This is a genomic window from Pedobacter sp. NJ-S-72, assembly GCF_053890575.1.
On the sequence record NZ_CM132681.1, the window covers coordinates 209845 to 224356 of the forward strand.

The window sequence follows — 14512 nt, forward strand, 5'->3', positions numbered from 1 at the left end:
GGTATTTTTGCGCAATCTTAAATCTAAGTCCTGTCTGTTATGATTACAAATGAAACAATAGTAGCTTTATCAACCCCACCTGGAGCGGGTGCCATTGGCGTAATCCGTTTATCTGGGAAAGATGCTATTGCGATTGCAAATTCCGTGTTTAGCGGAAAGGATCTGTTAAGCCAACCTACACATACACTGCATTTTGGATTGATCAAGGATGGCGACATCGTGATTGATGAGGTGGTAGTTAGTTTGTTCGTAGGGCCTAAGTCTTATACTAAAGAAAACGTGGTAGAGATCTCTTGCCACGGGTCAAATTATATCATTCAGCAGATTATAAATTTGTTGATAAAAAAAGGTGCGTCGGCTGCTAAACCAGAGAATTCACGCTAAGGGCATTTTTAAATGGTGCTATGGATTTATCTCAGGCGGAAGCTGTAGCAGACTTGATTTCTTCGGATTCGCAGGCTGCGCATAGTGTTGCGATGAACCAGCTACGCGGTGGTTTTAGTACTGAACTGAATGTGTTACGTGAACAGCTGATCCATTTTGCTTCAATGATTGAATTGGAACTCGATTTTTCTGAGGAGGATGTTGAGTTTGCAAACAGGGATCAGTTACAGGAACTGATTAATAAGATTACAATAGTATTGAATAAACTGATCCGCTCTTTTGAATTAGGGAACGTGATTAAAGAAGGAATCAATACTGTTATTGCAGGAAGACCAAATGCGGGTAAGTCAACGTTACTGAATGCATTGTTAAATGAAGATAGGGCAATTGTAAGTGAGATCGCTGGAACGACAAGGGACACGATAGAGGAAGTTTTAAATATCAATGGTATCAACTTTAGATTAATTGATACTGCGGGCATACGTGAAGCTACAGACACTATAGAGGCAATTGGAGTAGAGAAAACGATGTTGAAGATTAGCCAGTCTGCTGTTTTGGTTTATTTATTTGATGTGCTTAACCTGACTGCAAAGGAAATTAAAGAGGATATTGCAAGGTTGTATAAACCGGGACTAGCTTTTATTGCTGTGGCTAATAAGATTGATTTGTCTTTTAGTGATAGGTTAAAGGAATTGAATTTGCCTTCTGATATCAGGTTTATTGGTATCTCTGCGAAGGAAAACCAGAATGTGGAAGAATTGAAGGAGTTGTTATATGAGACTGTGATAGGGGATAAGCTGTCGGAGAATCATACGATGGTTACCAATATCAGGCATGTGGAAGCGCTGAGGAAAACACAGGAGTCGTTGAACAGTGTTTCACAAGGGTTGGTTAATCCGGTTACTTCGGACTTTTTAGCGATTGATATTAAACAGGCACTTTATTATTTAGGAGAGATTACTGGGAAGGTTACTACGGACGATTTGCTGGAGAATATATTTATTTAGTAAGTTTTGTATCGGGAAGTAAGACCGATAAACAACGATAAATAACAATAGTAAAATATATATAAAACGCTGATAATTAAATTATTATTTTTTTTTTTTTTGTGATTATACCTTATTGATTCTGCTAGTCGTTTAGCGTATTTTTGTACCTGTATTGTACCTCGAATCCAAATATGTACCTCACGAAAAAAAGCGGGGAAATAACTGGACAAATAGATACAAATCGATACAACTTGATACACTTAGGTGATTAGATCTATTGGATTCCTTAACTAAAAACAAATAAGCATGGAAAAATTCGCATTGCTGGTACGCCTTGAGGCTAAACCTGGAAAAGAAGAGGAAGTTGCCGATTTTATTAAAGGCGCATTGCCTTTGGCACAAGGAGAATCGCAAACTATCAGCTGGTATGCGCTAAAGCTTGGTCCGTCTACTTTTGGAATCTTCGATACATTTGAAACAGATGAGGGGCGTAAAGCACACCTTGTGGGCAAATAGCTGCTGCGCTCATGGCCCAGGCCCCTGACTTGCTGGCCGAAGATCCTGTTATTGAACAGGTTGATTTGCTAGCGGTAAAATAATTCAAACATAAGGGCTGCCAGATTCGGGAGCCCTTATAGAGATCTTAACGTCTGAAAATGGGTTTTGTCAGCAGTAATTCGGGCCTCACAATCAAGCTAGCAAATCAATTTATAGCCAATACTTCTTAAATTCATGATTTGAATACCGGGTTCATCCTTTAACAATTTCCTTAAATGTGTCATAAACACATCCATACTTCTGGTATTGTAATAGTTGTCATCTCCCCAGATTTTGATCAGTGCCTCCTGACGTTCCAGGACATCGTTTTTACACAGGATCATCATCTCCAGTAAGCCCTTAGGTTTTATATTTTTAAGTCTGATGAGACAAATCCCTACAATAGCCTTTTCTTTATAGACAATAGGTCTGAATGGGAATGGAAGGATTTTCTCTACTACTTTAGGGTTTAGCGGTAAAATTGATTAGAATTCGCCGCTCTATGTACCCGTGTATGATTGGAATTTTCATTTAATTTTGGAGAAACAGGATGGAATGAATTCTTGAATATATATATAATAACAGATATTTGCTAGTGCGTATCCAATCTATTCCTTAATATTTTATCCATGCCTAGAATAACTTTAGAAACCTATATCGACGCTGATAAACAAACAGTTTTCGATTTAGCGCGTAATATTGATTTGCACCAGGTATCTACAAAGCACACCAATGAAAAGGCTATTGCAGGGCGAATGTCCGGTTTGATAGAATTAAATGAAACTGTTACATGGCAGGCTCGGCATTTTGGTATTACTCAAAAGTTGTCTAGCAAGATTACTGAGTTCGAGAATCCTGATTTCTTTGTTGACGAAATGCTTTCAGGTGTATTTAAATCAATCAGACATGAGCATCGGTTTATAGAACAAGGCACCGGAACCCTGATGATAGATACGTTTGACTATGTTTCACCTTTGGGGATATTGGGAAAAATAGCTGATTCCTTGTTTCTTTTAAGCTATTTGACAGACTTACTGCTCAAACGAAATGCAGTAATAAAAAGCTATGCTGAATCTAATTAAAGTATGAAACCGTCATGATTTTCAAAATCACACATGGGAATAAATAAATCATGACAGCTTCATCACAAATGAAACAAAATTTAAACAGATGAAAATTTTTCAAACAACTATCACATTAAGAGCAAGAAAGAGGGGGGGCATTGAATTTCTGTTCACATTCCGCGAGATGGAGCGCGAACAGAAATTGAATTGCATTTTTTATTACGTGAAGGCTTATAATACTTTGGTTTTAAAATAATAACTGATTTAATAAAAAAAGGTTTCGGTTATAATTTTATCGTCTATTACGCCAAAAACTGCAATTTCCGCCAACTGTAACCGTTGTCCATTTTTTAAAGTCATGTCCCTGCCCATGGCTACGCTAAAATAGTTGCCTCCAACTACCGGTTCGCTACAAAAGAAGCTGTGTACCTCTTCTATAAGTTCCTGCCTGGCTTTTGACTTTGCTAAAACCGCTTCAATACCTTTGGTTATGGTAGGTACACCCATTGCCAAAGCATGCTCGGGTTCGGTACATACAATGTCGGTACTGTAAAATTGTTCATAAATTTGTACTACATGTCTTTGCTGAAAGAGATCGTAATAACGATTTGCTAATTCCTGAGTTGTCATTTGTTTCTTGATTAATAATCCAAAGGTAACTCACCATTTTAATACTTAAAGTATTAGATAGTGTTGTATATTTGCTCAATCGTATCAATTTATGAGATGGACGCTTTAAGTACAATATTAGAGGCAACCGGGCTAAGATGTGTTGTTTATAGCAAATTCCCCCTCGAGGCCCCGTGGGGACTGGATGTTATTAAGGATGAAAATTCGCAGTTTTGGCGGTTAGTAAGTGGCAGTTGTTCCATTGGGGCACCTGACGGGCGTATCATAGAACTGAAGAGGGGCGATCTGGTATTTGTGCCTCATGGAAGTGCTCACTGGATAGCAGATAAACCTACAAGTTTACGTATACCTTCACCGCAATTCGTTAAGGCACGCAGAGAAGGGAAACCTGTTTTTAATAGTGGTGGTGAGGTAACTACCCTCATAGCCGGTCATTTTGAATTTGATTGCCAATCCTTACATCCTTTTTTAAAGGATTTGCCGTCAATTATTCATATTAAGCAATACAAGACAGAAAACCATCTGTTACTAAAGCAAGTTACACAACTCATGTTGAAAGAACTCAATAACGAAAGGCCGGGAAGCAGTGTAATGTTGAAATGTTTGTCAGAAATTATGTTTATCAATATCATTAGGGCATACATAGAACAGGTATTGCCAGCTGGCGGGTTTCTTTCTGCATTAAATGACCCAAGGATCAGTAAGGCGCTAAAACTAATACAGGAGTCGCCCCAGAACAATTGGACGCTTGAATCTCTTGCATCGGAAATTGGCATGTGTCGCGTTCTTTTTTTTTTTAATCAGTTTAAAAAATTGGTGCATGAAACACCGTTAAGCTATCTTACTAACTGGCGCATTAGGCGCGCTCAAAAGCTATTGACAACAGAGAACAGTAATATATCAGAAATCGCAGCAAACGTAGGTTATCGATCGGAAGCGGCTTTTAATCGGATCTTTAAATCAAAGACGGGGCAGACTCCCGCAGTATATAGAAAAAGTAAGTTTTTTCAGTAATTTTTTTTCTCTTGTATTCCTTAATTACACTAAAAAGAGCTAAGAAAAGAAGATCACCGATGATCGACGCTCAAGCTAGTTGTTAATATTCTACTTTGTCTTGCCTGATTCTTTCACGATGCATAATACCCCACTCACTTAATGATTTGACTACGTCCTTCAGGCTGGAACTATAATCGGTTAGTTCATACTCTACCAATATGGGAGAGGCTTCTGTATAAACAATCCTTTTCACAAATCCATTCATTTCTAATTCCTTCAATTCATTAGATAAAACTCTGGCTGATATACCTGGGATAATGCGTTTTAGTTCATTAAATCTTTTATTCCCCCCCTGACAAGCCAATAATTACTCTCAATTTCCATTTTCCACCTACTGCATAAAGCGCATCTCCTACAGCCAAAAGTAAGGCTGAGCAATCTTCAGAAGTAGTATTTGGTCCTTCACACGATTTTTTCATTGTTGTAAATAACTTAAAGTTTACTAGTAACCTTTTGTTCACTTGTGAAAAAAATGAGCCAAGTTTTCCACATAAACGAACATCTAGGTACGCACAAAATGACTGTTCCTAGTTTGTTTTTTTGGTGTTGCAATTCATTGTTTTGCCGTAGTTTGTGTGTGTTTTTTGTATAGATTAATCATCTTCATCCTCATCAGAGGTGTAAGACCAAGCTATATCGAGATTATCTAAGATATTGTCAAACCGCTCCCGGTCACTGGTTCCCACAAAAGCAGCGGTACAATTTTGCTGGTCATCAAAGAAAAATAATGAGGACCTCATAAAAGTCGTCAGTATAAACACTTTGTTTTTCCCAGCTTATTTCTGACATTTCCCTCCAGTTTTGTTTGATGTAGTCTACAGTTGTTCCGTCAATTTCAGTTAAAGCATTTGCATTGTATTTCAATGCGCCAAAGGTGCCGTTATAAACCGCCATAAGGAGGAAAAAATTTTCCGTTGTTGTAGCTTCTATGACCCAATTCGGATCTTCATCCGTACCGTAATTCCCCCAAACGGGAGGATCGGAAAGGTTTAAGTCCACTTCTTTAATTCCCCAATAGGTGACCACCTGATTTTCTTCATAAAAAACCAAATAACGGTCGTCAGAAAAGCCGATCTCCTGATTTGGTTTCAAGAGTCGGTTGTATACGTAATTAATGTTTTCGTTCTTTCCTAAAGTCAGATAATAGTCTTTAAGTTTTTCAGGAAGCTGCACATTTAACCTGGTTTCAAGCTCAGCGATTTCGTTATTAGAGAAGCCATAACTTTGATCTTCTTCGGATAAGGAGTAAAGTCGTTTTATCTTCTGTAAATTGGTCATTGATGTCTTTTTATTTGTCAAAAATAATAACATTTAGCCAGCTAAACGAGCGGAAATCCAGATGCTAGGCCAACGTGTGTCATAATAATATGCATTTTCCAGTTAATAAAACAGGTTAACAAATGCTACGTTCAATTTTAATGCAAAAATCTTCTTAATGTCTGGTGGTTATTAAGCGGGATACTATCATATGTTGGCTCTTGCTTGATAACCAATCGAATCGATTTTTCCACATAAAAAGCCATCTTAATACACACAAAATGGCTGTTTCTTATTTGTTTCTTTTGTGTTGTAACTTATTTAATAACAGTGTCTTGTATTTATTGCATCGGATGTTAGCTGATGAAATAAATATAATATTGAATAATAAAACCTCTCGTTTCTGCAAGGGTCAGTTCCTGATTTTCGAATTTAGTGTATCTGAAAATTGGAAGGAGGTCAATTCCAAGACAAGCAGTCAAAAAATGATGAGTCTTTTCAGACCCATCATTTTCATCTGAATCTAAACAATCTGATCTGGTTAAGATTTAATAAATTCTAAAATGTCTTTATTAATTGTTTCCGCCTCTGTAGTAGGCATTCCATGTGGAAAACCAGGATAAGAGATCAATTTCCCATTCTGCAATAGTTTAGCTGCTTTAGGAGCTGAAATTGAATAGGGAACAATTTGATCATCCTCTCCGTGCATTACAAGTACAGGGATTTCTACACTCTTCAAATCTTCGGTGAAATCAGATTCTGAAAAAGCTTTAATTCCTTCATAATGTGCCTTTACAGAACCCATCATTCCTTGTCTCCACCAGTTGTGTTTATTACCTTCAGATACTTTTGCCCCCTCACGGTTATAACCAAAAAAGGCAGTAGTAAAGTCTTGGTAATACTGAGGTCTGTGAAACCCTGTACCTTCTCTGATTTCATCAAAAACTGACATCGGTACTCCGTCTGGATTGTTTTCTCCTTTGACCATAATTGGAGTTACAGCGCTAATTAGTACTGCTTTTGCTACGCGGCCTTTACCGTATTTTGCAACATAACGGATAACCTCGCCGCCACCAGTTGAATGGCCAATGTGAATCGCATCCTTAAGATCCAATGCTTTTGTTAACTCTGCCACATCTTCTACGTAAGTATCCATATCATGGCCCTGCGAAGACTGACTTGATCTTCCATGCCCACGGCGATCATGCGCGATCACACGATATCCATGATTTAAGAAAAACATCATTTGTGCATCCCAATCATCACCCGATAAAGGCCATCCATGATGAAAAACGATTGGTTGTCCTGTTCCCCAATCCTTGTAATAAATTTCAGTTCCGTCTTTTACTTTAATGGTACTCATAATTTTAAATTTTATAAATGTGTTTACAATACCCCAATGTTTTAACCTTAAGTTTTTTATAAATCATTTTGCATTGTAGTGATGTAGTGTACCCTATCTTACATTACATGCCTTTGGTTTAATTGCTTGTAAATCAGTTGTTTGTTTGTTTTTTGGAATTTTCAAATTATCTATATATCGTCGATTTACGTTTCTCTTTCGAAAATGCAGATGGTATAAATGCAGATGGGGAAATTAATCCTGAAGATTTTTAATATTACTGCAATTAAAAAACACCTGCTTATTCAAGCTCTGAAATGGATTCCAAAGGCGTATATGAACTAAAAATAATAGTTACATTAAGTCCATTCTTACTGGTAATAGAGAGGTTGCCATCTAGTTGTTTTACCAGTCCATCAATTAACGTCATACCAAAAGAGCGGTTGGCTTCAAAATCAAAATCAGACCCTAAACCAATACCATTATCCAGAATGTTGAGGATAATCTCTTTCTTCCGCTCTTTTAGAAAAATAGAAATCACACCTTCCTTTCCATCTGGAAAAGCATATTTAATAGAATTCGTCACCACTTCATTTATAATTAATCCAACGGGGATTGCTCTATGATATCCAGTTGGAATTCTTCTACCTGAATAATAAAAGTTATTGTTTTCTCCAGATCGAAGCTGGTTTTTAAATAGGTTAGCAATTCATCGACATAATCATACATAGATATACTGTTCATCTGATGGTCTAAGTATAATTTTTCATGCACTAAAGACATAGCCTGCATTCTGCGCTGGCTGGTTTTAATAGCCATTGTTGCATCTTTATTATCGATATAATAACCCTGTGATTTTAGAAGACTTTGCATCATCTGTAAATTGTTTTTTACCCTGTGATGAATTTCTTTGACCAGCCATTCTTTTTCCTTCAATAAATTTTGCTGTTTCTGATTTAACGTATACAGTGCCTCATTCTGCCGGTTGATCTTCTGTTGTTTCAGCTCCAGCTGTATATAACTATTTTGTTTTAGCCTGAAACGATTATAGCCGATAGCTATAATAAGGCCAAGCATTACAATCCCTGCGAAAGCGAAATTTCTGGACTGGGGGAAGATTGAGAATACGCCGCTGCTGCAACTGTGAATCTTTTTGCAAAAGTTTGATATCTTTCTCTTTCTGGGCTGTTTCATAACGGATTTGCATATCAGCAAGCCTCCCTGTGTTTGCAATATTATACATGGAATCTTTATAAGCTGAATATTTTTTGATAGTATTTTATAGCTGAAGCATAGTTTCCAGAAGCAGAATCTACTTTAAATTGTAATAATGAAACGTCTTTTGAAAGAGCTAATATTTTATTGCCAAGCCCATGGAATTTTTTTAGATAAGGATAAGCACTTGTATAACGTTTTTGATCTACATAGAACTTTCCGATAATGTAATTGGCTTCAGCACCTGATATGGATTTGCTCCAGTATATTGCTCCTTTTTTTATAGATAGACTGTCTAAGTCAATCATCCTGAGGAAGTAGCGCTCTGCAATAGCAGGTTTTTTTACAGCTGCATAACAATTACCTTTAATTGCCATTAGAACCTGACGGTCCCTCAGGCTTATTGCCGGGATTTTCCTTTTCAAATTTCTGTGTAAAAGCAATTGCCTCTTTAAACTTACCTTGCATAATAAGATTGTCTGTGATATTTTTAGCCAGATAGAACACCAGGTAAGTTCCTGTTTCAGTTAATTGCTCCATCGCAAGCTCGAAGTATCTCAGGCTATTTTTCTTATCTCCTAAACCAGAATAAATTTCACCCAGGCCATTATATACAATGCCTTTCATCCGGTTATCTTTAAGTTTTTCTATATTATCCAACGCAGCAAGAGAGTAGGACAGAGCCTGGCTGAAATTTCCTTTTTCCAGAAAAACATCTGATAAGTGATAATAATATTTATACAGCTTAGTGACTTTAGCTTCCTTCAACAAACCAATAGCCATACTAGAATACAATTGCGCACTATCCAGGTTCTTTAACTGTTCATAATAAAGCTGACCGATATCATCTGCTGTATAAGCCATGTCTGGTTTAGCATTGATCCTTTTATATAAATCAAGCGCCTGCTTCTGATATTTTATCGAAAGTATCAGGTTTTCAGGCCCTCCAGGCATATAGCGGCCAAGTTCAGAATACCAATGTGCCTCTTCGCTGATATTCCCTACCTGATGCCAATAATCAATTACATTTTTAAATGAGGAAATACCTCTTTTGAGATCGTCTGATAAAAAATAATATTTTCCTATTGCTATTTGTGATTCTTGTTTCCAGCGGATCAGATTATAAGACTGGCCTAAACGGAGTGCCTTATAGAGAAATGGATATCCTTTATTTACATTGCTTTTCAGGCTTCCAGGTAGATTCAGGTAGTGCTCACCTAGCACGAGGTTTAGCCGTACCTGTTGTTCCGGAGAAGCTTTTTTGATCAGGATCTGTGCCTGGTTAATCTTTTCCTGTTCTGCAAATACCCTGCAAATGAGAAAAGTGGATTCGTTATATCCTTCCTGATAATCTAATTTATTACTAAGCTGTCTGGCCTGCAAGGCATAATTCATACAACTGTCCAGATCATTATACCGGTCTGATCTTCTCCACCAGTAAATGGCTGCAATCTTATTTAGCAGCCAGACTTTTGAGGTGTCATTTTTTATTTCGGTTAATTTATTCAATAGCTCACTGGCAGTGATCTCATTGAATTTTGGAACAGAAAGTGTATTTCTTTTTGTTCCCTGACCAGAGACATTGGCAGAGGTGGCGAAGAACAAAATCAGTATCAAATAATATTTAAACATATTCTTCCTGGTTAGGCAGAGTTGAGAGAGACATTGGAAATCTTAAGTTGAAATGTACACCGTTTTTAGATTCAATGCTGACTGTACCACCGAGCTGTTCGCCTAAACCTTTAATCAAGGTCATGCCAAGTGAGGAAGTATTGGAAAGGTCAAATCCTGACGGAAGGCCGATACCGTTATCGGAGATCTTAAATTGATAATATCCATCTTCACAATCTGCTAAAGACAGGGTGATAACTCCTGGCGAGTTATCCGGAAAAGCATATTTTATGATATTGGTAATAGCTTCGTTGATAATGAGTCCAAGCGGCATTGCCTGCGCGATATCAAGCTTTACTTCTGGAACATTGATGTTAAACTTAATTCTTTGGTTGACATGAAAGGTATCACATAGAAATTTAATGAGCTCAGCAACATAGGCCTTCATGTTAATCAAGGCTACCGTATCAGACTGAAATAATTTCTGATGAATTAACGATATGGATTGAATCCTGTTTTGGCTATCCCTGATAGCCATTATTGCGGATTCATCCTGAAGATAGTTACTCTGTGCATTAAGCAGGCTCGTGATTACCTGTAAGTTGTTTTTTATCCGGTGATGTATTTCTTTGATAAGCCATTCCTTCTCTGAAAGTAGTTTTGTCTGTTTCTCAATCAGGTTTTGGAGGGAGTCGTTCTTCATAGTGATTTCCTGCTGGTGGGCAAGCAACAGCAGGCTGGCTTTTTTTCTGTTTCTGAAGTTGTAATAGAATAAGCCCATTATAAATGAAAGCGAAAGCGCAATAAGGCCGCCAATCGTAAAGCGGGTAAACAAGGTAGCCCGGCGAAGCTCTGTTTTTTGCAGTTTACTTTCTTTTCTGAGCAATTCATTCTCCTGATCTTTTTGTTTGGCCTGGTATTCAATAAGAAGCTCCTGAATATTCTTATTCCTGGAGGCACTCATTAATGAATCATTCATTGTTTTATAGATCTTATAGTTGTCAATAGCCGAAATCAAATTGTTCCGGGCAGAGTCTGTCTTGTAAAGATATAAATAGGTATTTCTGATTTTGGAAAGTGAAAATGCCCCTTTTTGTAAAGGAATCACTTGTTTAAGATAGAATTCCGCTTTTTTATAAGCTTTGATCTGAATATAGAATTCTGCTATCGTATAATAGTTATCGGCTATTTGCGAGGGTATATTCCTGAGTCTGGTCTGCCATTTGATCATTTCAAGATAATAGTGTTCTGCCAAATCATATTGATGAAGTGCTGCATAACAATTTCCCTTTATCGCTGCAAAGATTTTTTCTTCCCGAATATCTGACGATTGCCAGTATCATAAGATTTAACCAGGGATAAGACTTCTTTGCTATGTCCCTGTTTAATCAGCTCATCTGAAAGAAGTTTTAAACTAGTTAAGTGTGCATCTTCCTCCTGATTCTGCATAGAAGCGAGCGCCAGCTGGTAACATTTAATACTTTGTTCAGAATTGCCAACTTCAGCATAAGCATTACCTAAATTGGTGTAGAAATAACCTTTCGAGGCATCACTACCAGTTAGTTTCATGTAATCAATGGCTTTAATAGAATAGGATAAAGCATTTTGGAGATTTCCTTTCAAACGGCTCACTACAGAAAGCAGATCATAGGTGAACTGAAGATTTTTATAACCTGATTTTTTATATTTTTCAAGTACCTGAAGTAGTTTTTCTTCTGACTGTTTTAATAAGCCCATATTGAGCATACTGTCTGCAATGGCTTTCTCCATACCGATTTGTTCCTCTGTTTCACCAGCTTTTTCATAAAGATCTGCTGCCATCTGGTAAAAATAAAGACGTTCCTGAGTGAAAGAAAGGTGGTCTCCAAGGCGTGATGCAGCGGCAGCGGCTCCTTTCAGATCACCCGAATCTCTGCTTTGTGTGATCAAGTCCAGGAAATTTTGTTTGGATTTTGAATGGTGACCCTGCTCTTCATAAGTATCAGCTATATAAAGCTGTGCCTGATGTTCCAGATCTGGTCTGGATAAGGAATTAGCCAGAGCCTTAGCCTTTGTCAGCAGGTATAAGGCTCTATCCAGATCTTTCTTTTCTTCAAGTGGCTTGTAAAAGATAATATGTCCCTGTCATCATCAGTAATCTGATCCGGTTAAGTGGATTAACGGACTTTATCTGCGTCAATACAGTTGTTGGGTCTGACTTTCTGAGCTGTATCCTGGCTAAGATAAGCTGTGCAGATTGTTGTCCCTTTTTCCTGCTTTCCAATACCTGAGCCTGATTTGCATAAAAGAAGGCAATGTCCAGGTTTTTTTACTGTTGAGCTTATTGTAAAGATAGAAGTTGCTGATTCTTAACTGGTAATATATTGTTTTTTCCTGACTAGGGGCGTTGTGTAATAATTTAAGGAGATCATCCAGTGAGTATCTCAAATCTGTCTGCCCAAAGAGCTGACAGGGAATTAATAAAAGCATAAGCACTGTCAGGGCCTGCCCTGGTATTTTTAGCATAAGACGTTTACTTGATAAACTCATATCTTATTCCTAGTTTTTTTATTTTAGAATTTAATGTAGTGGACGGGATATTCAATACTTCTGCTGCTCCGCCTGGCCCGAATATCTTTCCATTGCACATTTTCAAGATAGTCAGAATGTGATCTCTTTCCATCTCATGCATAGTCTTTACACTGAAGATATCATCTGACTGGACCGTGGATAGCGTATGACTTGCCGGTAGATCTATTTCCGTAATTTCTGTCCCTTTGGAGAGTAGCATACTTCTCTCTATCTGATGTTCAAGTTCCCGGATATTTCCAGGCCAGCCAGTCATATTGCTGCAAAGTGTGCATTGCCTTACTGGAAATTCCTTGAATAGGTCTGGAAGTGCCTTTATTGTATTTATTCAGAAAATGATGGACAAGGGCAGGAATGTCTTCCTTTCTTTTGCGCAATGCAGGTAATTCGATTGGAAATACATTAAGCCGGTAATAGAGATCTAATCTGAAACGACCTTCGGCAACCTCTTTTTCCAGGTTTTTATTGGTAGCTGCGATAACCCTGACATTTATTTTTCTGGTATGAACACCACCCAGCCTTTCAATTTCTCTTTCCTGTAAGACCCGTAGTAACTTAACTTGCGCCTCAAGAGGTAGTTCGCCAATTTCATCCAGAAAAATAGAGCCTTCATCGGCCTGTTCAAATTTGCCGATTCTTTTGTCATAAGCACCAGTAAAAGCACCTTTCTCATGGCCGAAAAGTTCCGATTCAATTAAAGTTAATGGCAGAGTTGCGCAATTTACAGTAATCATTGGTTTGGTTTTTCTTGGAGAAAGTTTATGCAATGTCTGTGCAATCTTTTCCTTTCCAGTCCCGCTTTCTCCAAGAATAAGAACCGAAGTATCATCGGGTGCAACCATTTCTATTTTCTCAAATACGGAACGCAACAAAGGGCTGTTTCCAATAATGCCGTTGAAGTGGGCCAGGGAAGATTCTTCAGTTGAGGGTATATGCTTAGGTTTTTGTGTTAAGGGGGGATGGACAGCCAGGTCTTTCCCATATATAATATCTTCAATAATCAGAACCAGGCTTTCATGAAATTGGTTGAGGAGTATAGTATCTTTCTCTGTATACTTTTTTGCAGCAGTGTTAAAGAAAACAAACTGGAAACTTTCTTGTCCATACGGGATTTCTATTAAAAGAGCTGATTCTAGTTTAAAATGGTCTGAAAGAGTTCTGATCCAGTTATTTTCCATTCTTAATTTTCTAAACTCATAATCATTCAGGAAAGATTTTTCATATGGCACAAGATTAATAGTACCCCATGATTTAAATGTCCGATGTGAAACTGACATTTCAGCTAATAACTCTTCCTGGCAGAAAGTGCGGAAGTGGTGTGGACTTACCTGCTGCAAATTCAAATCCCCCGCACTTGTTCCTGGCCGGGTTCTGGCGATCCACAAGAAACTGAAAGAAACGATGGAATTAAGGGGCTTTCCAAGTTGTTTCAGCTTTTCAGGCAGCGACTCCTGTTTGTGGAGTATGTTTTTAATTTGCTCCTGAGTGGTTTGTGCTTCGCTTTTATTGTATTTTAAGTTGTTTTTATGCCTGTACTGCGCGATGTCAAGCATAACCATCAGATCCTTTTCTCTGAATGGTTTGACTAAAAAACCATAAGGTAAAGTTGCCTTTGCGGATTCAAGTACGTCCTGACTGGTATTTGCCGAAATGTATATAAAAGGGATTCCAATTTCTGTCAATTGTTCAGCCAGATCAATACCTGACAGGATACCCTTAAGGTAGATATCCAATAAAACCCAATATTGTTTTGTTTTGACGTGATTAATTCCATAGCCTTTGCTACTGAAGGAGCAATTCCGCACACTATGTAACCAGCTTTTTCCAACATCATTCGAAGGTCATTGGCTACAATAAAT

The 14512-nt window shown here is 37.8% G+C and carries 17 protein-coding genes and 1 pseudogene; 4 read left to right on the forward strand and 14 right to left on the reverse strand.

What is annotated here, in order from left to right; genetic code table 11:
* The first annotated feature begins 39 nt into the window (after positions 1–39).
* Positions 40–1413: pseudogene (mnmE, locus tag ACWYN3_RS01495) on the forward strand (tRNA uridine-5-carboxymethylaminomethyl(34) synthesis GTPase MnmE).
* Positions 1414–1679: 266 nt separating this feature from the next.
* Positions 1680–1889: a putative quinol monooxygenase gene (locus tag ACWYN3_RS01500; RefSeq protein ID WP_456219550.1), complete on the forward strand. Its 210-nt coding sequence runs from the start codon at positions 1680–1682 to the stop codon at positions 1887–1889.
* Positions 1890–2068: 179 nt separating this feature from the next.
* Here ACWYN3_RS01500 and ACWYN3_RS01505 read toward each other — a convergent pair whose 3' ends face one another.
* Entirely contained in the window at positions 2069–2257 is a 189-nt protein-coding gene (locus ACWYN3_RS01505) for a winged helix-turn-helix domain-containing protein (RefSeq protein ID WP_456219551.1), read from the reverse strand.
* Between the two features lie 282 nt (positions 2258–2539).
* Here ACWYN3_RS01505 and ACWYN3_RS01510 point away from each other — a divergent pair, with 282 nt between their 5' ends.
* Positions 2540–2992 (forward strand): SRPBCC family protein, encoded by a 453-nt coding sequence (locus tag ACWYN3_RS01510; protein ID WP_456219552.1) that lies wholly within the window; start codon positions 2540–2542, stop codon positions 2990–2992.
* A 246-nt stretch (positions 2993–3238) separates the two neighbouring features.
* Here ACWYN3_RS01510 and ACWYN3_RS01515 read toward each other — a convergent pair whose 3' ends face one another.
* Complete coding sequence (locus ACWYN3_RS01515) at positions 3239–3604, reverse strand: SnoaL-like domain-containing protein (RefSeq protein ID WP_456219553.1); 366 nt, start codon at positions 3602–3604, stop codon at positions 3239–3241.
* A 96-nt stretch (positions 3605–3700) separates the two neighbouring features.
* On the opposite strand from ACWYN3_RS01515, the gene ACWYN3_RS01520 reads away from it, so the two are divergent.
* The gene (locus ACWYN3_RS01520) at positions 3701–4618 is read left to right on the forward strand and encodes an AraC family transcriptional regulator (protein WP_456219554.1); all 918 of its coding nucleotides are present in this window, start codon (positions 3701–3703) and stop codon (positions 4616–4618) included.
* Between the two features lie 82 nt (positions 4619–4700).
* On the opposite strand, the gene ACWYN3_RS01525 is transcribed toward ACWYN3_RS01520, so the two are convergent.
* From ACWYN3_RS01525 to ACWYN3_RS01580, 12 genes are all read right to left on the reverse strand, one after another.
* A complete protein-coding gene (locus ACWYN3_RS01525) occupies positions 4701–4964 on the reverse strand; it encodes a winged helix-turn-helix transcriptional regulator (protein ID WP_456219555.1) in 264 nt (87 codons plus the stop codon).
* Positions 4942–5079: a hypothetical protein gene (locus tag ACWYN3_RS01530; RefSeq protein ID WP_456219556.1), complete on the reverse strand. Its 138-nt coding sequence runs from the start codon at positions 5077–5079 to the stop codon at positions 4942–4944. The genes ACWYN3_RS01525 and ACWYN3_RS01530 overlap by 23 nt, the downstream gene beginning before the upstream one ends.
* A 295-nt stretch (positions 5080–5374) precedes the next feature.
* A complete protein-coding gene (locus ACWYN3_RS01535) occupies positions 5375–5938 on the reverse strand; it encodes a hypothetical protein (RefSeq protein WP_456219557.1) in 564 nt (187 codons plus the stop codon).
* Positions 5939–6458: 520 nt separating this feature from the next.
* Entirely contained in the window at positions 6459–7280 is an 822-nt protein-coding gene (locus ACWYN3_RS01540) for an alpha/beta fold hydrolase (protein WP_456219558.1), read from the reverse strand.
* Positions 7281–7560: 280 nt separating this feature from the next.
* Positions 7561–7845, reverse strand: coding sequence for a hypothetical protein (locus tag ACWYN3_RS01545; RefSeq protein WP_456219559.1), 285 nt, complete (start codon positions 7843–7845; stop codon positions 7561–7563).
* Positions 7846–7859: 14 nt separating this feature from the next.
* Entirely contained in the window at positions 7860–8336 is a 477-nt protein-coding gene (locus tag ACWYN3_RS01550; protein ID WP_456219560.1) for a sensor histidine kinase, read from the reverse strand.
* A gap of 173 nt (positions 8337–8509) precedes the next feature.
* On the reverse strand, positions 8510–8851 hold the full coding sequence (locus ACWYN3_RS01555; RefSeq protein WP_456219561.1) for a hypothetical protein: 342 nt from the start codon (positions 8849–8851) through the stop codon (positions 8510–8512).
* Positions 8841–10106 (reverse strand): tetratricopeptide repeat protein, encoded by a 1266-nt coding sequence (locus ACWYN3_RS01560; protein WP_456219562.1) that lies wholly within the window; start codon positions 10104–10106, stop codon positions 8841–8843. The genes ACWYN3_RS01555 and ACWYN3_RS01560 overlap by 11 nt, the downstream gene beginning before the upstream one ends.
* Positions 10099–11340 (reverse strand): sensor histidine kinase, encoded by a 1242-nt coding sequence (locus tag ACWYN3_RS01565; RefSeq protein WP_456219563.1) that lies wholly within the window; start codon positions 11338–11340, stop codon positions 10099–10101. Before ACWYN3_RS01565 ends, ACWYN3_RS01560 begins: the two co-directional genes overlap by 8 nt.
* Before the next feature lie 35 nt (positions 11341–11375).
* Positions 11376–12014: a hypothetical protein gene (locus ACWYN3_RS01570; protein WP_456219564.1), complete on the reverse strand. Its 639-nt coding sequence runs from the start codon at positions 12012–12014 to the stop codon at positions 11376–11378.
* Between the two features lie 583 nt (positions 12015–12597).
* On the reverse strand, positions 12598–12909 hold the full coding sequence (locus tag ACWYN3_RS01575) for an AAA-type ATPase lid domain-containing protein (protein WP_456219565.1): 312 nt from the start codon (positions 12907–12909) through the stop codon (positions 12598–12600).
* Positions 12875–14386, reverse strand: coding sequence for a sigma-54 dependent transcriptional regulator (locus tag ACWYN3_RS01580; protein WP_456219566.1), 1512 nt, complete (start codon positions 14384–14386; stop codon positions 12875–12877). The genes ACWYN3_RS01575 and ACWYN3_RS01580 overlap by 35 nt, the downstream gene beginning before the upstream one ends.
* Positions 14387–14512: the final 126 nt, after the last annotated feature.